General features: G+C 69.7%; 19 protein-coding genes. 12 read left to right on the top strand and 7 right to left on the bottom strand.

The window, feature by feature from the left end; genetic code table 11:
* Positions 1-114: 114 nt before the first annotated feature.
* Positions 115-1,224 carry a hypothetical protein gene (locus ACRWK8_RS23875; RefSeq protein WP_431872924.1) on the bottom strand — a complete coding sequence of 370 codons (1,110 nt, stop codon included), beginning with the start codon at positions 1,222-1,224 and terminating at the stop codon, positions 115-117.
* 106 nt (positions 1,225-1,330) lie between these two features.
* Positions 1,331-2,512 (bottom strand): DUF695 domain-containing protein, encoded by a 1,182-nt coding sequence (locus tag ACRWK8_RS23870; protein WP_378748189.1) that lies wholly within the window; start codon positions 2,510-2,512, stop codon positions 1,331-1,333.
* A gap of 127 nt (positions 2,513-2,639) precedes the next feature.
* On the opposite strand from ACRWK8_RS23870, the gene mnmA reads away from it, so the two are divergent.
* From mnmA to gatA, 11 genes are all read left to right on the top strand, one after another.
* On the top strand, positions 2,640-3,743 hold the full coding sequence (mnmA, locus tag ACRWK8_RS23865) for a tRNA 2-thiouridine(34) synthase MnmA (protein ID WP_431872923.1): 1,104 nt from the start codon (positions 2,640-2,642) through the stop codon (positions 3,741-3,743).
* A gap of 131 nt (positions 3,744-3,874) precedes the next feature.
* On the top strand, positions 3,875-4,420 hold the full coding sequence (locus ACRWK8_RS23860; protein WP_378748179.1) for a DedA family protein: 546 nt from the start codon (positions 3,875-3,877) through the stop codon (positions 4,418-4,420).
* An 82-nt stretch (positions 4,421-4,502) separates the two neighbouring features.
* Positions 4,503-5,153: an HAD family hydrolase gene (locus ACRWK8_RS23855; protein ID WP_378748176.1), complete on the top strand. Its 651-nt coding sequence runs from the start codon at positions 4,503-4,505 to the stop codon at positions 5,151-5,153.
* Between the two features lie 47 nt (positions 5,154-5,200).
* Positions 5,201-6,289, top strand: coding sequence for a methionine synthase (locus ACRWK8_RS23850; RefSeq protein ID WP_431872922.1), 1,089 nt, complete (start codon positions 5,201-5,203; stop codon positions 6,287-6,289).
* A 94-nt stretch (positions 6,290-6,383) separates the two neighbouring features.
* Entirely contained in the window at positions 6,384-8,591 is a 2,208-nt protein-coding gene (gene ligA / locus ACRWK8_RS23845; RefSeq protein ID WP_431872921.1) for an NAD-dependent DNA ligase LigA, read from the top strand.
* A gap of 213 nt (positions 8,592-8,804) precedes the next feature.
* The gene (locus ACRWK8_RS23840; RefSeq protein WP_431872920.1) at positions 8,805-10,841 is read left to right on the top strand and encodes a putative bifunctional diguanylate cyclase/phosphodiesterase; all 2,037 of its coding nucleotides are present in this window, start codon (positions 8,805-8,807) and stop codon (positions 10,839-10,841) included.
* 223 nt (positions 10,842-11,064) lie between these two features.
* The gene (locus tag ACRWK8_RS23835) at positions 11,065-11,400 is read left to right on the top strand and encodes a hypothetical protein (RefSeq protein ID WP_431872919.1); all 336 of its coding nucleotides are present in this window, start codon (positions 11,065-11,067) and stop codon (positions 11,398-11,400) included.
* A gap of 63 nt (positions 11,401-11,463) precedes the next feature.
* The gene (locus ACRWK8_RS23830; RefSeq protein ID WP_431872918.1) at positions 11,464-13,809 is read left to right on the top strand and encodes a TPR repeat domain-containing protein; all 2,346 of its coding nucleotides are present in this window, start codon (positions 11,464-11,466) and stop codon (positions 13,807-13,809) included.
* Between the two features lie 189 nt (positions 13,810-13,998).
* Positions 13,999-15,150 (top strand): outer membrane protein assembly factor BamB family protein, encoded by a 1,152-nt coding sequence (locus tag ACRWK8_RS23825; protein WP_431872917.1) that lies wholly within the window; start codon positions 13,999-14,001, stop codon positions 15,148-15,150.
* An 80-nt stretch (positions 15,151-15,230) separates the two neighbouring features.
* Positions 15,231-15,530 carry an Asp-tRNA(Asn)/Glu-tRNA(Gln) amidotransferase subunit GatC gene (gatC, locus tag ACRWK8_RS23820; protein ID WP_378748157.1) on the top strand — a complete coding sequence of 100 codons (300 nt, stop codon included), beginning with the start codon at positions 15,231-15,233 and terminating at the stop codon, positions 15,528-15,530.
* A complete protein-coding gene (gene gatA, locus ACRWK8_RS23815) occupies positions 15,531-17,027 on the top strand; it encodes an Asp-tRNA(Asn)/Glu-tRNA(Gln) amidotransferase subunit GatA (RefSeq protein WP_378748152.1) in 1,497 nt (498 codons plus the stop codon).
* A gap of 51 nt (positions 17,028-17,078) precedes the next feature.
* Here gatA and ACRWK8_RS23810 read toward each other — a convergent pair whose 3' ends face one another.
* From ACRWK8_RS23810 to ACRWK8_RS23790, 5 genes are all read right to left on the bottom strand, one after another.
* Positions 17,079-17,891 carry a nucleotidyltransferase domain-containing protein gene (locus ACRWK8_RS23810; protein WP_378748143.1) on the bottom strand — a complete coding sequence of 271 codons (813 nt, stop codon included), beginning with the start codon at positions 17,889-17,891 and terminating at the stop codon, positions 17,079-17,081.
* A 148-nt stretch (positions 17,892-18,039) separates the two neighbouring features.
* A complete protein-coding gene (locus tag ACRWK8_RS23805) occupies positions 18,040-19,206 on the bottom strand; it encodes a thioester domain-containing protein (protein WP_378748139.1) in 1,167 nt (388 codons plus the stop codon).
* A gap of 286 nt (positions 19,207-19,492) precedes the next feature.
* Positions 19,493-20,725 carry a Cys-Gln thioester bond-forming surface protein gene (locus ACRWK8_RS23800; RefSeq protein WP_378748136.1) on the bottom strand — a complete coding sequence of 411 codons (1,233 nt, stop codon included), beginning with the start codon at positions 20,723-20,725 and terminating at the stop codon, positions 19,493-19,495.
* 363 nt (positions 20,726-21,088) lie between these two features.
* Entirely contained in the window at positions 21,089-22,288 is a 1,200-nt protein-coding gene (locus ACRWK8_RS23795; protein ID WP_378748132.1) for a thioester domain-containing protein, read from the bottom strand.
* Between the two features lie 406 nt (positions 22,289-22,694).
* Positions 22,695-23,861 (bottom strand): thioester domain-containing protein, encoded by a 1,167-nt coding sequence (locus ACRWK8_RS23790; protein WP_431872916.1) that lies wholly within the window; start codon positions 23,859-23,861, stop codon positions 22,695-22,697.
* Positions 23,862-24,108: 247 nt separating this feature from the next.
* Between ACRWK8_RS23790 and gatB the strand changes: the two genes are divergently transcribed.
* Positions 24,109-25,623 (top strand): Asp-tRNA(Asn)/Glu-tRNA(Gln) amidotransferase subunit GatB, encoded by a 1,515-nt coding sequence (gatB, locus tag ACRWK8_RS23785; RefSeq protein WP_378748124.1) that lies wholly within the window; start codon positions 24,109-24,111, stop codon positions 25,621-25,623.
* The last annotated feature ends 105 nt before the right edge of the window (positions 25,624-25,728 follow it).

Raw genomic sequence — 25,728 nt, 5'->3', positions numbered from 1 at the left:
CCATCGTTTGCGCAATCCCAGGTCAGTGCTCCGAGACCGGCGCCCGGCGGCGGCCGGGGTCGCGGAGAACTCTTCCTGAACGGGGGAGCCCGTCCGACCGTCCGACCCCGGGGGTCACCCCCGGAGGACCTCCTCGATCAGGACGGCGCGCTCACCGGGCGCCTCGGCCCGCAGGGTGCGGGCCACGGTGAACAGCAGTTCCGGGGCGACGGCGCCGCTCGGGTGCACGCTCGCGACGGAGCCGTCGTCCAGCCGGGTGCGGACCTCGCTCAGACGAGGGGGGTGCCCGTCCGCGTCACGGTGCACGACCACCATCGAGTCCTGTTCGGAGCACTCGACCGCGGGGAAGCCGCAGCCGCCGTGGATCCCCGACTCCCGCTGCTCCGGCGTCCAGCTCAGCACGTGCAGGGACCCGGGCTCGTTCTCGTCGGCCCGGTCCGCGCCCACGCCCGGGCCGCCCGCGACCTCCCCTGTGGCCGGGGCTCCGGGGCGGTCGCCGTCCGGGGCCTCGTCGGGGCCGTCGGAGCGGGGCGGGACCTTGCGCTCCGGCACCGTGCCGAGGGGGTCGGCGCCGTCCCCGGCGACGTAGGTCATGCGCAGGCCGCCGTGCACCTCGTGGACCCCGACGGGAGCCCACTCCGGGTGGTCCAGGACCGCGATCGTGTGCCCGAACTCGCTGATCTGGCTGATCGAGCGCCGTTCGGTGGACCGGTCGCGCGTGTGCTCGGCGGCCAACGGCAGCAGGAGCAGGCCGACCGCGGCCACCGCCATGCCGGGCAGGACTCCGTGCCGGGCGTGGCCCTGGCCGAGGAGGACGCACGCGCAGACCGCGGCCGAGGCCACGACGGCGCTCACCACGGCGGCGTTCACCAGGGCGTCACCGGGCACGGGCATGAAGGTGGGCGAGAGCAGGGCCATCACCAGGGGCGTGGCCAGGGCGGTCCCGGCCGCCAGGCAGGCGCACGCGGCCGGGTGTCGCACCCCGGTGCCCCTGAGCACGAGCGCGGAGATCAGCACCATCAGGACGGTGCCGCCGACCGCCACCGGGGTGACCAGCAGGGTCTCCAGTTCCGGTCGGCCCAGGCCCAGGCTGAGGGCCAGTTCCCACACGGCGACGGGGAACAGCGACATCAGCGGTGCGCCCACCAGGCACACGACGAGGAGGGCGCCGACCGCGGCGACCCCGGGTCGGCCCGTGGTCGTTCGTGTGAGCACGCCCTCCATCAGACCCGAACCATCCTCCTGTGCGGGGACGCCACGATACGCCTGTCTCCGCCCGCACACCAGGTGTGGGAACCGGGTTCCGCCCCTGCGGCCTCTCCGTGCGGCCTCAGTGCCCCAGTTTGCGCACGTACGGGCGGCGGGCCTGGTCGAACTGCTGCCACCTGGGGTCCAGCTGGGTGCGCAGCTGGACCTTGCCCTCGGGCCAGTCCTTGAGGAGGTCCTCGAACTCGGGCAGCACACCGGAGTCCGGGTCGAGGTAGTAGACGTACATCCGCTGACCGGCGACGGTCTGCTGCATGAACAGCGCGCCGTTGTCACCGAGCAGGCCCGAGAGCCGGGCCTCCAGGTCGGCCAGCGAGACGACGGAGGTCTCCTGGGGCAGCCGGTCGGCGTCGGCGTCCGCGTACGGCACGAGGACCTGCACGAAGAGCGAGAGCGCGGGGAAGTCCCGGCGGGTCACGGGGTGGCGGACCTGGACCTCGAGCGGGCCCTGCAACGGCAGCCTGCCGTGGAGCGTCACCCAGCCGTCGGTCCCGCCGAGGAGATCGCCCATCTGCTTGGCGACGGCCGGCATGGAGGTCGGCGGGAGCGGGTCCATCGGCCGCTCGTCCAGCGACGTCACCTTCCCGACCCAGCGCACGAACTGGTCCTCGCCCAGGGCCAGCAGGGTGACGTGCTCCGCGACGGCCTGGCGGGTCTCCCCGGACAGGAACATGTTGTCCGGGTGGTAGACGCCCACCTCGATCCGGCTCGTGCCCTGGTTGACGCGCATGGACACGGACACGTGGGACAGGTCGAGTTCGTGGTCGTCCCAGCGCACGGTGTTGCCGAGCTGGTCGTGGTCGGCGGGGCGGACCGGGAGGAACCGCCACTCGGTGTCCTCCGGCGCCGACCGGGACCAGCGCTCGGACTGCACCCGCGCCTCCTCGGAGGCGCCGGGGCGCAGGGTCAGCGCGTAGGAGGGGGCGTCGGTGAACCGGGAGGGGTCGTCCAGGGCCGCGAGCTGTTCCAGGAGCTTGGCCGGGTCGACGTCGGCCGACAGGTCGAGGTCCTCCAGGCCGCCCTGCGGTTGGGGTGCGGGTCCCACCTCCCAGTCCAGGTCCGGGTGGATCGCCTTGACCAGCGCGGAGACCCGCTCGGACACCTCGGCGGAGGCCGGGGTGTCGGACTCGACGGACTCGGCCAGGGGCGAGCGCACGGTGGGCCAGGCGTCCCAGAAGGCCGTGACGGCGGCCGTGGACGCGGAGTCGGAGGTGTCGGCGGAGCGGCGACGACGGAACAGAGCCATACCCATGATTTTCGCAGAACCAGACGACCACCCTCGCCCCGCCCCGGGGCGGGCGCGTCCCAGAGCACACCTTCGGTCGGGCCCGGGCGTGGCCCCTCCTCCGTGGGGCGCATAGGCTGGGGTCGTTATGACTTTGCGTGTACTGGCCGCCATGTCCGGCGGGGTCGATTCCGCGGTTGCCGCGGCCCGTGTGGCCGAGGCGGGGTACGACGTCACCGGCGTGCACCTGGCCCTCTCCAAGAATCCACAGTCCTACCGCACCGGCGCCCGGGGCTGCTGCACCGTGGAGGACTCCCACGACGCCCGCCGCGCGGCGGACGTCATCGGCATCCCCTTCTACGTGTGGGACATGTCGGAGGAGTTCGACCGCGAGGTGGTCCAGGACTTCGTCGCGGAGTACGAGGCGGGCAACACCCCGAACCCGTGCCTGCGCTGCAACGAGAAGATCAAGTTCGAGGCGGTGCTGGACCGGGCGGTGGCGCTGGGCTTCGACGCCGTGGCCACCGGGCACCACGTCCGCAAGATCGACGGCCGCCTCGTACGCAGTGTCGACGAGGGCAAGGACCAGTCGTACGTGCTGGGCGTGCTCGACGCCGGGCAGCTCGAACACGCGATGTTCCCGCTCGGGGACTGCACCAAGGACGAGGTGCGGGCCGAGGCCGAGCGCCGGGGGCTCTCGGTGGCGGACAAGCCGGACAGCCACGACATCTGCTTCATCGCCGACGGTGACACCGCCGGGTTCCTGAACCGGCGCCTGGGCGAGAAGCCGGGGCCGATCCAGGACGAGGACGGCAACGTGGTGGGCACCCACAAGGGGGCGCACGCGTTCACGATCGGCCAGCGCAAGGGCCTGGGTCTGGGCGGCGCCCCGAACCCGCGCTACGTGCTGTCCATCGAGCCGGTGAACAACACCGTGACCGTCGGTCCGCGCGAGGCCCTGCGGGTGGACGAGATCGTCGGGACGCGGCCGGTGTGGAGCGGCGGCGGCCCGCTCTCCGAGCCCACCGAGTGCCACGTCCAGCTGCGGGCGCACGGCGAGGTGTACCCGGCCACGGTCGTGCAGCGGGAGGCCGAGGACGGTCCGGAGCTGCTGGTCCGGCTGGCCGAGCCCGCGCGCGGCGTCGCGGCCGGTCAGGCCGTGGTGGTCTACGACGGCGACACGGTGCTCGGGTCCGCCACCATCCGGTCGACCGCGCGTTCGGAGGAGGCGCGGGAGTCCGCGTCGGCGTGACCGCCGGTTCCCGAACACGGGCATAACCGTCACAGTAGGACACACAACACGCGCTTTCTCGTCCGCGACTCTTGCCGAAGTTAGGTAAGGCAATGCAAAGTTGTGGGGTCAAGGTGTAAGGGGTCCGGTCCATGCCGCAGTTCGCGTTTCTCGAGGGTCAGCCCTTCTGGGTCATCTACTGCACCCTGCTCGTGGTGATCCTGCTGCGCGCCCCCGCGACCTACTGGATCGGCCGGGGCCTGGGAGCCGGGGTCACCCGCAGCCGCATGGGCCGACGCCTCGGACCGAAGCTGGACTCCGCCAAACGACGCATCGACCGCTACGGCGCGCCCGTGGTCACCCTCAGCTTCTTCACCGTGGGCATGCAGACGGCGATCAACCTCTCCGCCGGCGCCGTGCGGATGCGCTTCCCCCGCTACTTCGCCGCCGTCTTCGTCGGCGGTCTGGCCTGGGCGGGCCTGTGGGGCGTGGTGATCGCCGGGCTGGTCGGCACCTGGCTGGAGCTCTTCCTCAGGTCCCCGTGGACGGCGGTGGGCGTGGTCGTGGCCGCCGTCGCGGCGGTGACCGCCCTGGTGGTGCGCGCGCGTCTGGCCGCCCGGTCCCGTGGCGAGCGGACACCGGACGCGGAGCCGGCCCGCGTCGGCGAGGCCGCCGAGTCCGACACCCGCCTCACCTGAGGCGCGTGTTCCCGGAGACGCCCGAACACTCCGGAGGGGACCGAGCCGCGCCCGTGCCTCCCGCGCCCTCTAGCGTGGGGGCATGCGTATCTCTGTTGACGCCGTCCTCTTCGACATCGACGGCACACTCGTGGACTCCACCGGCGCCGTCGAGAGGACCTGGCGGCTGTGGGGCGAGGCCCACGGCATCGACCCGGAGGAGATCCTGGCCGTCTCCCACGGCAGGCGCTCCGAGGACACCGTCGCGATGTTCCTGCCCGAGGCGCAGGTCGCGGAGGCCACCGCCGAACTGGAGGAACTGGAACTGGCCGACCTCGACGGCGTGAGCGCCCTGCCCGCCGCCCGCGAACTCCTCTCCGCGCTGCCCTCCCCGCGCTGGGCCGCCGTCACCTCGGGCTCGCGCAGGCTCATGCGGACCCGCCTGGAAGCCGCCGAACTGCCCGTCCCCGAGGTGCTCGTCACCGCCGACGACGTCTCCGAGGGCAAACCCCACCCCCAGGGCTACCTCCGGGCCGCCGCCGCGCTCGGCTTCGACCCCGCCCGGTGCCTGGTGGTCGAGGACGCCCCCGCCGGGGTGCGGGCGGGCCTGGCCTCCGGCGCCGCCGTGCTGGCCGTGGCCACCTCCCACAGCCGCACCGAACTAGAGGGGATCGGCGCCACCGAGCTCATCGACAACCTCACCTTCTGCACGCTGGAGACGACCCGGGGCGGACTGGTCCTGAGCACCCCCTGACTCCGTCACCGCGCCGCGCCGGTCCGGTTGCCCTAACCTTGGGCAACGTGAGTCAACAGCAGCCCCAACCCTGGCCCGTCGCGTCCGCAACCGGAGTGGGTTCCTGGCCGGGGGAGGACCCCGACGAGGCCATGCGGACCATCGTCGGAGAGCTCCCCGACCTCCCGCACCTGCCCGAGCTCCCAGCACGGGGCGCCGGCGCCGACATGATCGGACGCGCCGCCGGTCTCCTCGTGGACCTCCCCGTCGAGGTGCAGCCCACCGGATGGCGGGTCGTCGACACCCCCGGACGCGACCTCGCCCGCGCCGGAAGCTTCCTCTCCTACGACATGGACGCGCTCACCGAGCACCTCCACGCCTACGAGGGCCCGCTCAAGGTGCAGATCGCCGGTCCCTGGACCCTGGCCGCCGCGATCGAGCTCCGCAACGGCCAGCGCGTGGTCTCCGACCCCGGGGCCCACCGCGATCTCGCGGAGTCCCACCTGGAGGGCGTCCTCGCGCACGTGGCCGACGTGCGGCGTCGCGTCCCCGGCGCCCGGGTGATCGTCCAGGTGGACGAGCCCACCCTGCCCGCCGTGCTCCTCGGCCGCCTGCCCACGGCCAGCGGCCTCGGCGTCCTGCCCGCCGTGGACCGGGTCCTGGTCGAGTCGGTCCTGCGCACCCTGTTCGCCGGGATCGAGGAGAGCGGCGCCGTGCCCGCCGCGCACTGCTGCGCCGCCGGGGCGCCGGTCGACCTCCTGCGTCGCAGCGGTGCCCGGGCCCTGAGCCTCGACGCGCGACTCCTCACACGGGCGCACGACGAGATGGTCGGAACCGCCGTCGAGGCCGGTGTGGGGTTCCTCCTCGGAGTCGTCCCCCCGACCGACCCGCCCGCCCCCGCGCGACCCTCCGGAACCGCCGCGGACGCCGCCACGGCCGCCGCCCGGAGGTCCGCCGGAATGTCGGACCCGGCGGCTATCGTCGACCCCGTAAGAGAGCTCTGGAACCGGTTGGGATTCAGCCCTGACCTGCTGTCCCAGGTGGTCGTCACCACGCCCGCCTGCGGGCTGGCGGGGGCCTCCCCCCGGCACGCCAGGGCCGCCCTGGAAGCCGCCCGGGGCGGGGCCCGGGTCCTGCGGGACGAACCCCGCAGGTAGCGACGGCGGACGCGGGGGCCCACCCCCGGCCTCCACCCCCGGTCCCGTCCGACACCCCCGACCCGGCCCCGTGAGAGCGACAAGAAAGGCAGCAGTGAGCGCGCCCGAGAACACCACCGTCCCCGACGAGGTACGCGCCCGCCACGCCGAGCTGTGCCGTGAGCTGGACGATCACAGCTACCGGTACTACCTGGGCAAACCGATCGTCTCCGACGCCGAGTACGACCGGCTCATGCTCGAACTGCGGAGCATCGAGGACCGCCACCCGATCCTCGTCAGCCAGGACTCGCCCACGCAGAAGGTCGGCGCCCCCATCAGCGTCGACTTCGCCGAGGTGGAGCACCTCGTCCGGATGGAGAGCCTGGGCAACGCCTTCGACTCCGAGGAGCTCTCCGCCTGGGCCGACCGCGCCTCCGCCGAGGTCCCGGTCGACGCCTACCTGTGCGAACTCAAGATCGACGGGCTGGCGGTCGACCTCGTCTACGAGCGGGGGCGCCTGACCCGGGCCGCGACCCGGGGCGACGGCCGGGTCGGTGAGGACATCACGCTCAACGTGCGCACCATCGGGGTGGTCCCCGAGCAGCTCGAGGAGAGCGTGCGCCCCGCCCCCGAGCTGCTGGAGGTGCGCGGCGAGGTCTTCCTCCCGGTGGAGGACTTCGAGGAGCTGAACCGGCGCATCGCCGTCGACGGCAGCCACGCGCCGTTCGCCAACCCGCGCAACGCCGCCGCCGGTTCGCTGCGGCAGAAGGACCCGAGGGTCACCGCGACCCGGCCGCTGTCGATGATCGTGCACGGCGTCGGCGCCTACACGCCCGCCGCGGGCGAGGAGACCGCCTTCACCAGCCAGTCGCAGGCCTACGCGCTCCTCGGTGAGTGGGGGCTGCCGCTCAGCGACCGCTACAAGGTCGTGGCCACGATGGACGAGGTCCGCGAGTACGTCGCGTTCTACCAGGAGCACCGGCACGACCCCGCCTACGAGATCGACGGCATCGTGGTCAAGGTGGACGACATCTCCCTCCAGCGGCGGCTGGGCTCCACCAGCCGCGCGCCCCGGTGGGCGATCGCGTACAAGTACCCGCCGGAGGAGGTCACCACCACGCTGGTGGACATCAAGGTGGGTGTGGGCCGCACCGGCCGCGTCACCCCCTACGGCGTGATGGAGCCGGTCGTGGTGGCCGGGTCCGAGGTCGAGTTCGCCACCCTGCACAACGCCCAGGAGGTCGTCCGCAAGGGCGTGCTCATCGGGGACACCGTCGTCCTGCGCAAGGCGGGGGACGTCATCCCGGAGATCGTCGGTCCGGTGCTCGACCGGCGCGACGGCACCGAACGCGAGTTCGTCATGCCCGAGCGCTGCCCCGAGTGCGGCACCGAGCTCGGGCAGCAGAAGGAGGGCGACGTCGACCTGCGCTGCCCGAACGCCCGTTCCTGCCCGGGCCAGCTGCGTGAGCGGGTGGCGTTCATCGCCGGGCGCAAGGCGCTGGACATCGAGGCGCTGGGCTACGTCGCGGCCACGGCGCTCACCCAGCCGCTGGAGCCGGTCGAGCCCGCGCTCAGGGACGAGGGCGACCTGTTCGACCTCACCGTCGAGCAGCTGCTGCCGATCCGCACGCACGTCCTGGACCCGGACACCACCGAGCCCAAGACGGACCCGAAGACCGGCGAGCCCAAGGTGGTCTCCTTCTTCGCCAACATGAAGGGCGAGCCGAAGAAGACGGTCGAGAAGCTGTTCGAGCAGCTGGAGGAGGCCAAGGACAAGCCCCTCTGGCGTGTGCTGGTCTCGCTGTCCATCCGCCACGTCGGCCCCCGCGCCGCCGAGGACCTCGCCCGCCACTTCCGGTCCATGGACGCGATCCGCGCCGCCTCCGAGGAGGAGCTGGCGTCGGTTGACGGGATCGGCCCGACCATCGCCCGGTCCATCCACGAGTGGTTCGCCGTGGACTGGCACGCCGAGATCGTCCGAAAGTGGGCGGCGGCGGGTGTCCGTATGGAGGACGAGGGACAGGAACCCGGGTCCCGGGTGCTGGAGGGCGTGACCGTCGTGGTGACCGGTTCCCTGGAGGGTTTCACCAGGGACGGCGCCAAGGAGGCCGTGGCCGAGTGCGGTGGCCGGGCCACCGCCTCCGTCTCGAAGAAGACCGGGTTCGTGGTGGTCGGGGACGCCCCCGGGTCCAAGTACGACAAGGCCGTGAAGCTCGGTGTCCCGGTGCTCGACGAGGCCGGGTTCCGCGTCCTGCTGGAGGACGGCCCCGAGGCGGCGGAGAAACTGCGGATCAACCCGGTGGAGGAGGCGGCGGAGGAGTAGGCTCCGCCGCACACCCGGGATCGTGGGCGTCCCTCCGGGGACGCGGGCAGGGGGACCGTTCCGGCCCCCTGCCCTTCGTGGCTCGCGAATCTCTTCACGGATAGTTCATGTGATGCGACAGTTGGTGACGAAACCCCGTAAGCTGTGCGACAACACCACCGGATACGGACAGGACCGTATCCGGGATAACGGTCATCAGTCACGAGGTCACCGATGAAGGACCCCATCAGCACTCGGGACATCGGCCCCCGGGTCGGGACACCGCTGTGGCTCTACATGGCGGCCGCCACCGTCGCGGGCGCGGCACTGCTCGGCGTCTCCAGCGTCGAGCTCGGCATCGAACAGCTCACCAACCTGGCCAGGGAACCACTGGTCTGGGTGCTGCTGTGCATGGTGATCCTCGGCGAGCTCAGACCCATCGCCATGCCCGGCCAGGCGCCGGGCAGCGGCGCCCCCACCTCGCTGCCCTTCACGTTCGCGCTGGTCATCTTCTACGGGCTGCCCGTCGCGGCGCTCCTCCAGTGCGTCGCGACGGTCGTCGCCGGGGTGGCCCGCCGTCACGCGCCGCACCGGACCGCCTTCAACGCCGCCCAGTACGTCCTCTCCCTCGGAGTGGCCGACGCCGTCCTGCGCCTGACCCTCCCCGAGATCGTCACCTCCCCGTGGATCCCGGCCGGGGGAGAACTGGTCGGGGTCGCCCTCGCCGGGGCAGCCTCGTTCCTGGTCAACCGGGTCCTGGTGCTTTGCGCCGTGGCGATGCACGAGCGCGTGCCGCTGCGCCAGGTGATGTTCAAGGGCCTGGGACAGCAGGTGTACGTGAACGCGGTCCTGCTCAGTCTGTCGCCGCTCATCGTCATCGCGATGACCCACTCGGTGCTCTACGTGCCGCTGTTCGCCTTCCCCCTCGGAGCCCTCTACACGAGCGCCCTGCTGCTGGTGAAGCGCGACCACCAGGCCAACCACGACGAACTCACCGGACTCGCCAACCGCAAGCTCCTCACCGTCCGGGCCCGGAGGGAGATCGACCACGCCCACCAGCGCGGCACCCGCGTCGGCCTGCTCCTGCTGGACCTGGACCGGTTCAAGGAGGTCAACGACACCCTCGGCCACCCCACCGGCGACCGCCTCCTCCAGACCCTGGCCCGGCGGCTCGTCCACAGCGTGCGCCCGAGCGACCTCGTGGCCCGCCTGGGCGGCGACGAGTTCGCCATCCTGCTCCCGCAGGTGCGCGACGCCGCCACCGCCCGGGAGGTGGCGCTGCGCCTCAAGGGGGCGCTGGCCGAACCGGTGCGACTGGACGGCATGGACTTCGACCTCCAGGTCAGCACCGGCATCGCCCTGTACCCGGACGACGCCCCCGACTTCGAGTTCCTCATGCAGCGCGCCGACGTGGCCATGTACGTGGCCAAGGCCGACCGGACCGGCGTGGAGTGCTACGACCCCGGCAAGGACCGCAACTCGACCGCCCGGCTGAGCATGTACAGCGAGCTGCGCCGCGGGCTGGCCGAGGGCGCCCTGGAGATGCACTACCAGCCCAAGGTGGACCTGGCGGACGACCGGCCCGTGGGTCTGGAGGCCCTGGCCCGCTGGCGGCACCCGGTGCGCGGCCTGCTCACCCCGGACGAGTTCATGCCGGTGGTCGAGCACTCCAACCTGTTCCGGGCCTTCACGGGGCAGGTCCTCGACATCACCCTGGCCCGCACCGCGCTGTGGCGGACCCAGGGCCAGCACCTCCCGGTGGCGGTCAACCTCGGCGTGCGCGAACTCCTGGACCCGGACCTGCCCGAGACCGTCGCCTCGGCCCTGCGCGAGCACGGCGTCCCGCCGCACCAGCTGGTCCTGGAGATCAGCGAGCGCACCCTCATCGAGGACCCCGGCGCCGCCACCGCCGCCGTCGGACGCCTGCGCACCCTCGGGGTGGGCCTGGCGCTGGACGACTTCGGCACCGGGCACTTCACCCTCGCCCAGCTGGCCGGACTGCCGCTGGACGAGGTGAAGATCCACGAGTCCTTCACCTCCCGCCTGGTGGACGGCACGGCCAACGGCCGCACCGTGGTGCGCGGGGCGATCGCCCTGGTCGGCGCCCTGGGCATGCGGGCCGTCGCCGAGGGAGTACAGACCCGTGAGCTGGCCGAGGCCGCCCGCGACACCGGCTGCGACCACGCGCAGGGGCACTTCTTCGCCCGCCCGATGATCGCCCGCGACGTGGTCACCTGGGTGGCCGCCCACGACACCGGCACCCCCGTCTGAGCCGGACGATTCATCATTTCGAGTTGGCGGAAACCGAGAGTTTCGCCGCCGGGTCAGGACTGGCCGAAGGTGGCCACGGGAATGGCTGTGGCCGACACCGCAGACCAGACGAGTATGCGGCCCCCGAGGCAGCCATCCTCGGAGCCTCGGAGGAATGATCCCCAGAGGCGACTGCTAGCGTGATTGCCCCACCCATTCTCACGTAGCGACGGAGGGTTCCTGCATGCCTGGACACGAGCTTGGCGTCAACGTCCAGGACGCCTTTGGTGCTGGCGTCAACGCGGAAGGCTACGCAGCCTCCTTCGAGGACTTGCACAGCGACTTCAAGGATCTCCTGGACGCAGCGAAGGCTGCTTGTAAGGATGAACCCGAGGTTACTGGGTGGGCCAGCTACGGAGAGGACCAAGCCGAATCCATTGCTGAGGTCGAGCACCACGGTGTCAGTTTGGCTGAGAATATTCAGAGTGGTGCTTCGGAAGCCGCCAACACGGACAGCCAGGCTGGTGAGACTTTCGGAACTGTGGAGGTTCCTTCAGGGCTCCCTGGGACCTACCACTGAACGTCCGTTTGTGAGCCTCGGCCAGCCCCAGTCCTGGAATCGAATCTGACCCCAAGGTGACTCGTGTACTTCTCCCCCAAGCCCTGTGATGTCGACACCGGAAAGCTGGACCAAGCAGCTGACGATGCCCTCAACATAGTGGGGCGCATCACAGGAAAAAGTGGAGACCTCAAAGCCCTGTTTGATGACGGAGCCAAAGAGTTCTCTGATCTGGTAGCCAGCGATATCCACGCGACTGCAAACGAGAATTTCGGTGCGTGGACTTCCGCGTTGGCCACCTGCTGGCACGTTTGGGGGGTGCTGACAAAGTGGAGTGGAGATGTGGAGAGGTACAAGGAAAAAATATCGGGTCTTCAGGAAGAATGGGACGCGGCGGTCGCCAGCAACTTCGGATTTGATCTCGATGATGGTGGTGTGGTTGAGGCCCGAAAAGCTCTTGCGGGTGCCCTCAATGATCGTGCTGAGGGCTTCTGGTCAACCTTGGAGGAGGAGGCCGACGAGAATTCCTCAAACCTGCAGGGCGGGCCAACCGTGGCCAACCTTCGAGAACTCATTGACGCTGGCGTTCTCGGATTTGCAGCCTACAATGCGACTCGGCAGATTTTGTACTATCCGTCGACGTTTGACACGGGTGAACGGGATGGCGAGACTCTCCTTCCGTACCTGAATGGAGAGAAAGAGCCCGATGAGGAGTACTATCGCCTGATCGAGCAACTCGCGGCGATTAACGCGCTCGCCGCAGATGCGAAGCGTAATGGAGATCCGCTTCGGGACTTCCAGGTCGAGTACCTGGAAGAGTTTTATGCTGCCCTGGACGAAGGCTCTGAGAATGGCGTTCCAGGAATCCCCGGTCAGCTTAGTGGTGAAACCCTAAGTGTGCATGAACGTGATAAGGCGCTGTCTGCTCTGGGTGATGGACTGCTCGTGCTATCGGATGAGAAAGTCGGTGGTGGCTATGGGGTTCTACCTGAAAGTGTGCGTGCTGTTGCCGAAGGGGCAGACTTCAGTGGAGACAGGTCCGGTCGTGGTGCAGTAAACATCTTTAATTCCTGGATGGACCAGGCTGAGGGTCTGAATGAATTGCTCTCGCACTCCCGTGAGGAACTGGAGGGTGGGGCACAGTTCTCGACGACCGTGGCAGTGGCTGTAGGTGAAGGAATCGAACGACTCGAACTTCTGGGACGTACTGATGACAGTGTGATGTCAGGCTTGTTGACGACGGCTACTCGCAACGAAGATGCCAACTTCGCGCTGCTTACTGGATCCTATCCGGATGGCGTGGACGCTGATCTTCCTTGGCCAGGTGAGGGGGAACACGCCGAGCAGAATCGGATCAACACATTGAAGAGTCTGTTCACTCATGACTGGGGCGATGAGGGAGAAGCGGCTCGTGGAGTAACCGACTGGATATCAGACGGTCCAGCTGACGGAGAAGGAGACTCCGGAGGGCGGCTTCGGGAGGATGCGCTCATGGGGCTTATGGAGCTCATGGATCATGAGGGATTTAAAGATTCCATGTTTAATACCGGGAGTCACGTCACCGATGATTATGGTGACACCTGGCATGACGTTTCAGCTGGCCAATTGAATCCAGAGATTGCTGACGGGTTCGCTGAGATCTTCATTGCTTTTCAGGAGGAATTTTCAAACACTGACGGATTGCCGAATAATCAGGCGCTTGGTCTGGGCGAGGGGCTCGAGTTCACTCCGGAATCCAGAGTTTCCTTTGTGCAATTGGCTGTGGGTGATTCGGATGCTGCATCAAAGGTCTACACCGAATCTCTACTTAATACTGCGCGCGCTATGGAGGAATATGCAAATAATACCGGAATGAGGACTCAGGCTGGCTCAGTGGAAGCTGGCAGCCTCCAGGGTCTTGTTGAGGTTGCCCTCATGAATGAGAGCATCACGCGAGGGGAGAATGATAAGGAGTTTGTCGAATACAGGAACAAGATCAACACCTCTGTCATCAATATTCTGGGCGGAAGTGCTGGGGATGGTGGTGCGCCCGGATTGGTCGTGGAGCTCGGAAAGATAGTGGCGCAGGAGGCGCTTGAAGTCTCGGAAACCGCCGCAGAGCCACATGTGCCATTGAATGGGGATTGGGTTCAGCCCGAGCGTCTTATGGGCTACGCTGTCGGAGTTGCTGCGAAAAACGATGCGGAGCTTATGGAGGAACTTTCGGCGGAGGGGGTCGCCAAAAAGGATGACTCGGGGTCCTTGTACGTTTCTCCTGATCACGCTGAGTGGGACAAGAGTGGATCCGATGTAGATCTTCTCGACTTTTATGGAAGAATTGAAGATGATGAGTGGCCGGATGGAGAAGGTTCAACCAAGAACGCGGTTGAGGCTTTCCTTAGGGGGTTTGGAACTGCCTCAGGGAAATGGGAGCATTACCTGGAAACCTAGTAAGCTGGTGATGGGGTCGAGGTGTGTCGATTGACGGTCGCGCTGAATGGTGCCGAGGAGGGATGCAGGGCGTTGTCTCGCTCGCGTTCGATTGCTCTTTTGATTTTTGTCTTGATTGTTCCCGGATGCTCGTTCTCTGGTGTGTCCCACGTTGTTCATGAGCCGGCAGGAGGGGCCGAAGGGGGGGCGGTGTCGGTCGATGAAGTGTCGTGGACCTGGGATCCGCCAGAGGAAGTCGGAGAGCTCGTTGTTCGATCGTTTGATGAAGGCGTCATTGCTTTCGTTGAGGACGGAGTGTTCGCGCTTGCGGGGACAACAGGAGATGTGCTGTGGTCCTACCGGGATCCCGGTAGGACGTTGTTGAGCAACGTCACCACCGATGGTGAACACGTGGTACTCCATGATGAGGAGAGCTCGCGGACGATGCTCCTGGACAGGGATAGCGGGCGGATCACGTATGAGTTCTCCCTGGACATGTCGGAATACGATCACAACTACCGGGTTCGTGATGACCATCTGTCCGACGCGTTGAAGACTGTGTCGGGGGATTCATGGGTGGTCCGTTGGCAGGACACGGTGACCTCCCACTCGCTGGAGGACGGCGGCACCTCCTGGGTCACTTCAGATGTCGCCGAATGCTCTTCCCAGGGATCGGTCGACAGTATCTCCGTCAGAGAGAACGTGGTGGTCGCGGCCACCACTTGCTATGAACAGCCCCAAGGGCAGGAGTCGGTGGAGTGGAGTGAGGGTTGGGAATTCACCTCCGAGTTCGTAGGGCTTGACCCTGCCACGGGAGAGGAGCTCTGGCGGATCGAACACACCGTAGGGCGGATGCCTCGGGAATCCCTCCAGCGTGAGATGTACGTCTGCTCCGAGGGTCTGCTGTGCGTCACGTATCTGGACTCCCATGATGAGGAACTGTCCCTGCTGGAAATCGAGTCCCCAGAGGTGACTGATCTGGGGGCATGGAACCTGTTGTGGATTTCGGATGATGGTGGTCAGCGGGGATTGTGGGACACCGAGACCGGTGCGTATCGGATCGAGGACCTTGCGGGGAACATCGAGCGAGAGTCGGAGCTTGGTCTCGTGTCCATGAACGAGGGCATCGTGCAGGACGGCCACAGGGTGGGTTTGGAGGGCGGTGTGCTCTATCTGGAGGAGTCGATGGAGGACGCCTCCGCGCCTGAGGGGTTCGCTCGTTTCGAGGGCTTCGAGGATTCCACGGTGCTTACCTGGGACTCTGAGGAGAGTCTGTCCGTCACCGATGCTGTCAGCGTTCCGGGGGCGGTGGCCGTCGCGTACGTGGCCGACGGCCGGGCCGGTGTGATGGGCCTCAGGTGAGGGAGAGCGGCACCGGGACCGGCGGCGGGACAATAGGATTGTCCTGATCACCCGTCCGCCGAAGAAACGGTTCTCACCTGATGACCGCCATCACCCGTGATGAGGTCGCGCACCTCGCCCGGTTGTCGCGGCTGGCGCTCGACGAGAGCGAGCTCGACACGCTCGCCGCCCAGCTCGGTGACATCCTCACCGCCGTGGCCAAGGTGCAGGAGGTCGCCCAGGGCGACATCCCGCCGAGCTCGCACGCCCTGCCGCTGACCAACGTCTACCGCCCCGACGAGGCCCGGACCGGTCTCACCCCCGAGCAGGCCCTGGCCGGAGCCCCCGCGGTGGAGGAGCAGCGCTTCCGGGTGCCGCGCATCCTTGGGGAGGAAGAGTAGATGAGCGACGTCATCGGGCTCAGCGCCGCCGACCTCGGCGCGGCCATCAAGGCCGGTGAGGTCTCCTCGGAGGAGGCCACCACCGCCTACCTCGACCGGATCGAGTCGGTCGACGGCGACATCAACGCCTTCCTGCACGTGCGCCGGGAGACCGCGCTCGCCCAGGCCCGCGACGTGGACGCCAGGCGTTCCGCCGGTGCCGACCTCGGCCCCCTCGCGGGCGTGCCGGTCGCGCACAAGGACGTGTTCACCACCAAGGACATGCCCACCACGGCCGCGTCGAAGATCCTGGAGGGCTGGCAGCCCCCCTACGACGCCACCGTCACCGAGCGCCTGCGCGAGGCCGGTCTGGTCATCCTCGGCAAGACCAACATGGACGAGTTCGCCATGGGGTCCTCCACGGAGAACTCGGCCTACCAGATCACCCGCAACCCGTGGGACACCGACCGTATCCCCGGCGGCTCCTCCGGTGGTTCCTCCGCGGCCGTCGCCGCCTTCGAGGCTCCGCTGGCCACCGGCACCGACACCGGCGGCTCCATCCGCCAGCCCGCCGCCGTGTGCGGCCTGGTCGGCGGCAAGCCCACCTACGGCGGCTCCTCCCGGTACGGAATGATCGCCTTCGCCTCGTCCCTGGACACCCCGGGCCCGTTCGCGCGCAACGTGCTCGACGCCGCCCTGCTCCAGGAGGCCTTCTCCGGCCACGACCCCCGCGACTCCACCTCGATCGACGCCCCCGTGCCGCCGGTGGCCGACGCCGCCCGGATGGGCGACGTCGAGGGCCTGCGCGTCGGCGTGGTCAAGGAGCTGGACAACGACGGCTTCCAGCCCGGTGTCCGCCAGCGCTTCCGCGAGACCGTGGAGCTGCTGGAGTCCCTGGGCGCCAAGGTCGTCGAGGTGTCCTGCCCGAGCTTCGACGCCGCCCTGTCGGCCTACTACCTCATCGCTCCCAGCGAGGCCTCCTCGAACCTGGCCCGCTTCGACGCGATGCGGTACGGCCTGCGGGTCGGTGACGACGGCACACGCAGCGCCGAGGAGGTCATGTCGCTGACCCGCGCGCAGGGCTTCGGCCCCGAGGTCAAGCGCCGGATCATGCTGGGCACCTACGCGCTGTCCAGCGGCTACTACGACGCCTACTACGGCAGCGCCCAGCAGGTGCGCACGCTGATCAAGCGCGACTTCGACGCCGCCTTCGAGAACGTGGACGTGCTGGTCTCCCCGACCACCCCGACCACGGCGTTCCCGATCGGTGAGCGCGCCGAGGACCCGATGGCCATGTACCTGGCCGACCTGTGCACGATCCCGTCCAACCTGGCCGGGAACGCGTCGCTGTCGGTGCCGTGCGGTCTGGCCCCGGAGGACGACCTCCCGGTCGGCTTCCAGATCATGGCCCCGCCGCTGGCCGACGACCGCACCTACCGGGTCGCGGCCGCCGTCGAGCGCGCCCTGACCGAGCGGGACGGCGCGCTGATCGCGCGCAGCCCCTACGCGGTCTCCTAGCTTCGTACGACGCCCTCCGCTCCCCACAGGGGAGCGGAGGGCGTCCGCGTGTCAGCCGATCAGCTTCGCGATGTCCTCGTGCAGGTCCTCGGGGAGGTCGACGCCCCACCGATCGGCGGCCTCGCGGGACAGCTCACGGCTCCACGTCCAACTGTCCTCCAGCGCCCGGCGGACCTCCGCCGGTTCGGCGCTCCCCGTCGTTGCGGTGTGGCGCGCCACGTCCCGGCCGGGCAGGTCCGCCTCCAGGGCCCGGCTGGGTGTGAGCCAGTGCGCGGTGGAGCCGCGCAGCAGCCGCACCAGCTTGAGCTGGTGAGGGGAGACCATCGTGGCCAGCGCCGCGTGGGCGCGGGCGGCCTCGCCGCGGGCCAGCACGTGGGCGGTCATCAGCGTCCAGTTGGCCAGCTCTCCCATGAGCTGCTCGGCGGTCGGCGCCGGGTCGGGTGCCACGAACCCGGCGAGGGGGCGCACGGCCTCGGTGAGGCGTCCGGTGCGGTCCACCAGCACGGCGGCATCCGGGTCGGGCAGGTGGATCATGCCCTTCCAGGTGGCGATCTCCGCGATCGCCGATCCCGGATCGAAGTGGAACTCGCCGCGCATGAGGTCGTCGAAGACCACCGCGAGGATCCCGAAGAGGTTGGTGTAGGCGAGTCGGACCGGGGCGACGCGGGAGACGAACTCCCGGCCGTCGAGGTCCTCCGCGAGGTACACGTAGGCGTCCAGGTCGGAGAGGGCGTCGGCCTCACCGGTGCTCCAGGACCCGTAGAGCAGGACCGCCTCCACGCGAGGTTCGGCCAGTGCCACCTCGCGCAGGCGCTCGACGCGCTGGGTCAGGGCGGTGGGTGGGGTGCGGTGCTGGTCGTGCACGGATACTCCGTCGTCTCGGGGTGTTCCGGGCAGCACGAGGACGCCGCCCGGGTGGGAACCGTTCGGGCGGCGGACCTCCTCACGAGGGTTCCGCCGTCCCTAGGAGGGACGGCGCTCGGTGACCGCGATCGCGCACATGGTGACCATTCTAGGGCCGCTGCCCGGTGGACCGGCGGCGCCGGGCGAGGTACAGGGCGGCGCCGCCACCGGCGACCGCGACCAGCGCGGCGGCGACCAGGGCGACCACCGCGCCTCCGGTGACGGCCAGGCCCTCCCGTTCGGGCGCGGCGGCCCGGTCCGCGGCGGGGGAGGCGCTGGGCGCGTCGGTGGGTTCGACCACCGGCGGGGTGCCGCCCGCCGCGTCCCAGGCCACCGTGGCGGACTCGGAGACGACGATCTCGCTGTCCTGGGCCGTGATGAGCGTCTGCGTGGGCTCGTCGGGGTCCTCGCCCTTGAACAGGCGGCCGATCTCCACGGAGGCGGTGGTCTCCAGCACGAGGGTGGCCTCGCCCGGCTCGGCTTCGGCCGGGACGGAGAAGGCCACGGTGTCGCCGCTGCCGACCTCGTCGAGGCTCCGGCCGGTCCCGGCGTCGACCAGCTTCACGCCGTCGGGCGCCTCCAGGCGCACGGGGACGTTCTCGGCGCTGGTCTCGACGGTGAACGGGCCGATCTCCTCACCGGCCAGTCCCGAACCCCGGCCCGGGGTGACGGTGAGCGCGGAACCCGGTTCGTTGGCCAGTTCCTCGGCGCCGTCCACCAGGTGCTCGTACAGGTGGGTGACGTTGCCCGCGTTGACGTTGCCGTCGAGTTCGGGGCTCCGCTCCACCCGTTCGAGGTCCAGTCCGTTGCTGAAGTGCCAGATCGCCGCCTGGGTCGCGGTGAGCGCCTCGGACTCGGTCAGACGTGCCATCCCGGCCCGCTCCTCCAGCTGGCCGACCCCGACCACCGGGTAGGAGTTCCGCAGGATCCAGTTCACCCTGCCGGGTTCGGCGAAGTCCCCCTGCCCCGGGTAGCTCTCCCACTGGTCCTCGCGGTACCAGGCCTCCTCGACCAGTCCGGTGCGGAAGTCGATGCAGTACGTGGTGAGCGTCTGCGCGCCGTCGTCGAGGCGCAGGTCGAAGGTGGCCGTCGTGGTGAAGGGCTCGCCCCGCATGGTGACCGCGTGCCCGTGCTCCGCGACGCCCGTGTACTGGCCGCGCACCGACCCCTGGTAGGGGGCGGGTTCGGCCGTCGCGGGCACCGCGAGGCCGACCACGAGCAGGGCCGAGGTCACGGCGGCGAGGGGGGTACGACCACGGAGGGACACGTGCGTCACTTCTCTTCCTGAGGTGTTTCGCCCGGTGGCGGTAAACAGCGCGATTCAGGTGGTGAAGAGGGCTTTTGGGGGGTGGTGCGTCCGTCGGACGAGGTTTTCACAGGACGCGTGACCCTCACAACGAAGCCCATTGTTCTGGCCGATATCAGCCAAGTGCGGGATCCCATGTAAACCATCCGCCGTATTGTGCGTACGGTGTCAGAAAAGGGGCCGTGGTTTTGTCCGCGCATGACAAAGGGCCCGCCCCGCGAGTGGATCGCGGGGCGGGCCCGGGAGGGCGTGCTACCTACGCGTCGGTGTCAGCGTCGGCGCCGTTGCTCCGGCGCTTGCGGCTGAGGTAGAGGGCACCGCCACCGGCACCCAGGGCGGCCACACCGGCGGCCACGAGGCCGAGCAGCGCGCCACCGGTGACGGGCAGGGTCGGCTTGTCGTCCTCCTTGCCCGGGGCGGGCTTGTCGTCCTCGGAGGGGGACTCGCTCGGGGTGGGCTTGGGCTCCGGCTCGTCGGTCGGCTCCGGGGTCGGCTCCGGGGACGTCGAGGGCTCCTCGGACGGCTCCGGGGTCGGGGTGGGCTGGTCGGCCTCGGACCACTCGGCGGAGGCGGCGGCGTTGACGGTGACGTCGCTGTCCTCGGCGGTGATCAGGGTCTGGGTCGCCTTGTTGGGGTCCTCGCCCTTGAACAGGCGGCCCTGCTTGATGGTGGCGTTGGCCTCCAGGCTGAAGGACGCCTGGCCCGCGTCGGAGTCGGCGGGGACGGAGAAGCCGACCTTGTCGCCGTCGGAGAGGGTCTCGCCGACCGGCTGGCCGCTCGCGAGGTCCACCAGTTCGACGCCCTCGGGGGCGGTCAGGTCGACGGGGACGCTCTCGGCGTTGGTCGAGATGACGAACTCGCCGACGGTCTCACCGGCCTTCCCGGCGGCGCTGCCCGGGGTCACGCTCAGGGTCGGCGCGGGCTCCTGGGGCAGCTCCTCGGCGTTGTCGACCAGGTAGTCGTAGATCGCCTTGACGTTGCCCGGGCCGCGGTCGAGGGTGGCGCCGTTGCTGTAGTGCCAGATGGCGGCCTGGGTGGCGGCCAGCGCCTCGGACTCGGTGACCCGGGCGGCGTTGGCGTCGGAGGCCTCGGCCAGCTCCTGGGCGCTCACCGACGGGTAACCCTGCTGGAGGATCCAGTGGACCTTGCCGGGCTCGGAGAAGGATCCCTTGCCCGGGTAGTTGGCCCAGCTGTCCTCCTTGTACCACGCGTTCGAACGGATGCCCGTCTCGATGTCGATGCAGTAGGAGATCAGCTCGCTGCCGTCCTCCAGCCGGAGCCGGAAGAGGTTGGTGCCGATCCTGTCGCCGCTCATGGTGACGGTGTCGCCGGACTGGTGGTTGTCCACGTACTGGGCGCGCACGGCGCCCTCGTAGGTCTCCACGGGCTCCGCGGCGGCCGGAGCGGCCAGGCCGAAGGTCAGCAGCGCCGCGGCGGAGACCGCCAGACCCGCGCGACCGGTGCTCCGGAGGTTGGGGGAGTGCTTCACGTCGTGTCCTGTCATGAGGTGCCGCGCCGCGCGGCCCCGGGGGCGTGCGGCAGCGGGGGGAGGAAGAGGGGCGTCCGGGAGGGGCCGGAGCGGCTTCGGGCTGCGAGAGAGCCCGGAGGCACAGGGGAAAGAAAGTTTGTGCCTGTCCGATATTAGCGATCTGTTGGGGTACGTCCAAGCCGAACCGGGGGGATTTCTCGGCGCCACTGGTCTGAACTGCGCCTTCTCCAGGAAAGACGGAGGGCCCGCCCCCGTGATCTCTCACGTGGACGGGCCCTCGCGCGGTCCGCGCCTCGACCGGTGCGGGCTCCGGTGTCCGGAACCTCGACCCGGTCGGGGGAGCGGGCTCAGGGGACGAGTCCCCTAGGCGTCGGTGTCCTCACCGGTGGCCGCCTTGCGCTTGCGGCTCAGGTAGAGGGCGGCACCGCCGGCACCCAGGGCGGCCACGCCGGCCGCGACCAGACCCGTGAGCGCGCCACCGGTCACCGGCAGGGTCGGCTTGTCGTCCTCCTTGGGCGGGGTCGGCTTCTCCTCGGCCGGCTCGCTCGGCTTCTCGGCGGGCTCGGAGGGCTCCTCACTGGGGGAGGGGGTCTCGCTGGGCTCCTCGGTCGGCGGGACCGGGGTCTCGGCCTTGGTCCAGGAGGCGGAGGCGGAGGCCGTGGCGGTGGTGGGCTCACCGTCGACGGTGATCAGCGTCTGGGTGGGCTTCTTCGGGTCCTTGCCCTGGAAGAGACGCCCGGTCTCCACGGTGGAGGTGGCCTCCAGGCTGAAGGACGCCTCGCCGTCCTCGGCGTCCTCGGGGACCGAGAAGCCGACCTTGTCGCCGTTCTCGACGGTGGTGACGGCCTCGCCGGACTCCACGTCGACCAGCTGGACGCCCTCGGGCGCGCTCAGGTCCACGGGGATCTCGGTGGCGTTGGTCTCGATGACGAACTCACCGACGGTCTCACCGGCCTTGCCCTCGGCGGAGGACGGGGTGACGCTCAGCGCGGCGCCGGGCTCCCGCTCGGTGTCCTCGGCGTTCTCCACGAGGTAGGCGTAGACCTTCTCGACGGCCTCGCTGTTGCCCTCGCTGAGGTCCAGGTCGTTGCTGAAGTGCCAGATGGCGGCCTGGGTGGCCGCGAGGGCGTCACCGTTGCTCAGGCCCTCGACACCGGCGGCCTCACCGAGGGCGGCGGCGTCGGTCCGGGGGTAGGAGTTCTGGAGGATCCACAGGACCTTGCCCGGCTGCGCGAAGGAGCCCTCGCCCGGGTAGTTGGCCCAGTCGTCCTCCTTGTACTCGGCGCCGCCGACGATCTGGGTGCGGAAGTCGATGCAGTACGTCGTGAGGACGCTGCCGTCGGTCAGCTCCAGGTTGAAGAGGCTGGGCCGGACCTCCTCGCCGTTCATGTGGACGTTCGGGCCGTTCTCGGCGTTGCCGGTGTACCGGCCTTCGAGGGAACCCTCGTAGGTCTCCACCTCGTCGGCGGCGGCGGGGGCGGCCAGACCGAGGGCGAGGAACGCCGCGGCGGTGGCGGCGAGACCAGCGCGTCCGGCGGTACGGGGGAGGGAGAAGTTACTCAAGTTGTGTCCCGGTGTCTGCTAGGGGTAACCGGATGGAATCCGCCCAGGTCGATGGGGAGCCGTGTGCGGAGGGTGCGGTCGCCACGGATGGGAGCCCTCGTCGATGGGGGAGGGCCGCTGGGTGCGCCCCCTGTGGGTGTCGCACCGTGTCGGGGACAGGGGCGCGGTGGCCGTTCTGGCCGGGGGCTGTCCTTTGATCGGGCTCGCCCACGCGGGAGATCGGGCCGCGTGCGCCATGAAAACGGCGACCGCCCGCCCGATACTAGCGATCGGGTTCCCCACTTCCAACCCGCTTCACTGAAAATGTGACGAATAGCGGCCGGGGGAGAATTCCCAAGGGGGTGAACCCCCATTATGTCCCGGTGTTAGGGAACGTCAGTTCGGAGAGGGAGCAGTTCCCCGGTTCTCAGTCGCGTCGCTTTCTGCCCAGAACCAGGATGAGCAGGCCGGACACGACCAGTGCTCCGGCGATCACCAGCAGACCGGACAGCCACGTGCCGGTGAGCGCCAGCCCGTCCTCGGTGTTCCGGTGCTGCGCCACGGCCGTCGGGGTCTCCTCCGGCACGGGCTCCGGGGAGGGCGCCTCCCGGACCTCCGGGGCCTCGGGTTCCGCCGTCTCGGGCTCGGGCTCCTCGGTCCGCTCCTGCGGCTCCTCGCCGCGCCAGGTGAACGTCGCACTGGTCGAGCTGGTCGCCGAACCCGGTTCCGCGGTGATGAGCGGTTGGGTCCGCACTCCCTCGCGGCCGGTGAACAGGCGCCCCTCCTCCAACGGGACCTCGTCGCCGCGCATGTGGAGGGTGGCCACCCCCGCCGGAACGGACGGGTCCACGTCGAGGAACAGCTCGTCGCCGTCGTGGGCCTGCGAGATCTCCCGGCCCGCCGCGTCGACCAGCCACGACGCCGGGGCGCCGCGCAGCGAGAGCCGCACCGGCCCCTCTCCCGCGCTGGAGACGGTCAGGGGACCCAGCGGATCCTCCGGGGAGACCTCCTCGACCTGGGCGGGCGAGACCTCCACGGAACGGGCCGTGGTCCCGCCGCCGGCGTCCACACTCCCCTCCACGAGGTACGTGTAGAGCGCGGTGACGTCCGGGTGGTTGGCCTCCGGGTCCGGCTCCACCCCGTCCAGCACGTTCCACAGGGCCGCCTGGGTCGCCGCGATGGCGTGCGCCTCCTCCAGGAACAGCACCCCCGAGGCGGCGCCGAGCAAGGGCAGGGCCACGTTCGGGTAGGAGTTGCTCACCACCCAGTTGGCCCGGTTGGCGGGGGCCGGGGCCCCGGTGGTTCCGGTCCACTCCGGGCGGTCCGCCCACGCCGACTCCACGTAGGCGGTGCGCGGCCGCACCTCCTCGTCCACGACCAGCGCGTAGGCGCGCACCGAGTCCTCGTCGGCCACGCGCAGGCTGAACAGCGCCGTGTCCACCTCGTCGCCGTCAGTGAGCACGACGGGCAGGCCCGCGACCGGGTCTCGGTCGAGACGGGAGAAGTCGTCGGCCGCCACGGGGGCGGTGGTCAGGGTGCCGATCAGCGCGGAGGCGGAAAGCAGCGCGGCGCACCGAAGCAGGATGCCGGACATGCTCGGGCGCTCCTGTTGGGACGGGCGGAAGGGGCGAGGGCCCCTGCCGGCGAAATCGTGTTCCTGGGCAATCAAGACTAACGGCCCGGGCCTCCGTCACCGCGGAGATCGTCTCCACAGCGACCCAATCGTGTGCTTGCCGTGACATGCGTCGGCCGCACCCCGTTCGGGGACGGGACCGCCGGACCTCTCAGCCTCGGTAGGCTGACCTGGAAGGTATGTCCTCTACTGAAACGGGTTTGCGGCGATGGCCCACGCGGTGACTCCCAGCTTTGAACAGGCGCTGAACACGTACGAACCCGTGCTCGGCCTGGAGACCCACATCGAGCTGGGTACCGCCTCGAAGATGTTCTGCCCCTGCCCCACCGCGTTCGGCGCCGAGCCCAACACCCAGGTGTGCCCGGTCTGCCTCGCCTTCCCCGGCTCCCTGCCGGTGGTCAACGAGAAGGCCGTCGAGGGCGCGATCCGGCTCGGCCTGGCGCTCGACTGCTCGATCGCCCCGTGGGGCCGGTTCGCCCGGAAGAACTACTTCTACCCGGACATGCCGAAGAACTACCAGATCTCGCAGTACGACGAGCCGATCTGCGTGGACGGGCACCTCGACGTCACGGTCGACACCCCCGAGGGGCCGCGCGTGTTCCGCGTGGAGATCGAGCGCGTCCACATGGAGGAGGACACCGGCAAGTCCTCGCACGTCGGTGGCTCCACCGGCCGCATCCACGGCGCCAGCCACTCCAACGTCGACTACAACCGCGCCGGGATCCCGCTGCTGGAGATCGTCACCAAGCCGATCACCGGTACCGGTGAGCTCGCCCCGCTGGTGGCCCGCGCCTACGCCGCCGAACTGCGCGACCTGGTCCGTTCGCTCGGCATCTCCGACGTGCGCATGGAGGAGGGCTCCATGCGCTGTGACGTGAACGTCTCGATCAACGAGCGCGGCGCCGACGAGTGGGGCACCCGCAGCGAGACCAAGAACGTCAACTCCCTGCGCTCCGTCGAGCGGGCCGTCCGTTCGGAGATCGAGCGCCAGGCCGGTGTCCTCGACGCCGGGGAGCGGGTCGTGCAGGAGACCCGCCACTTCCAGGAGCACCTCGGCCGCAGCACCTCCGGCCGCTCCAAGGAGGAGGCGCAGGACTACCGCTACTTCCCGGACCCCGACCTCGTCCCGGTCGCCCCGTCCGAGGCGTGGATCGAGGAGCTACGGGCGACCCTGCCCGAGCTGCCCGCCGCCCAGCGGGCCCGGGTCACGGCCGAGTGGAACCTGTCCGACACCGAGCTGCGCGACCTGGTCAACGCCGACGCCATCGGCCTGGTGGAGGCGACCGTGACCGAGGGCGCGCCCTCGGCCGAGGCGCGCAAACTGTGGCTGAACGAGCTCTCCCGCCGTGCCACCGAGCAGGAGGTCGAGCTCTCCTCCCTGCCGATCACCCCGGCGCAGGTCGCCCGGGTCATCGCGCTCGTCGCGGAGGGCACGCTGACCAACAAGCTGGCACGCCAGGTCGTCGAGGGTGTTCTCGCCGGTGAGGGTGAGCCCGACGCCGTCGTCGAGTCCCGTGGTCTCAAGGTCGTCAGCGACGACGGCGCCCTGGGCGCGGCCGTCGACGAGGCGATCGCCAACAACGCCGACGCGGCCGACAAGGTGCGGGGGGGCAAGGTGGCCGCCGCCGGTGCCCTGGTGGGCGCCGTCATGAAGGCCACCCGGGGCCAGGCCGACGCCGGTCGTGCGCGGGAGCTCATCCTGGAAAGGCTTTCCGCGCAGTAGGAGGCGGGCGGCACCGCCCCTCGGGCGGGTGTGAGGTAGGGCTCCTCCCTTCGGTCCTGGCGTGCGGAACCGCCGCCGGACCCGGTTCGTTGCCCGGTGCGTGAG

Source organism: Nocardiopsis eucommiae (assembly GCF_965344335.1).
GTDB lineage: Bacteria > Actinomycetota > Actinomycetes > Streptosporangiales > Streptosporangiaceae > Nocardiopsis > Nocardiopsis eucommiae.
This window is presented reverse-complemented; position numbering and strand designations above follow the sequence as displayed.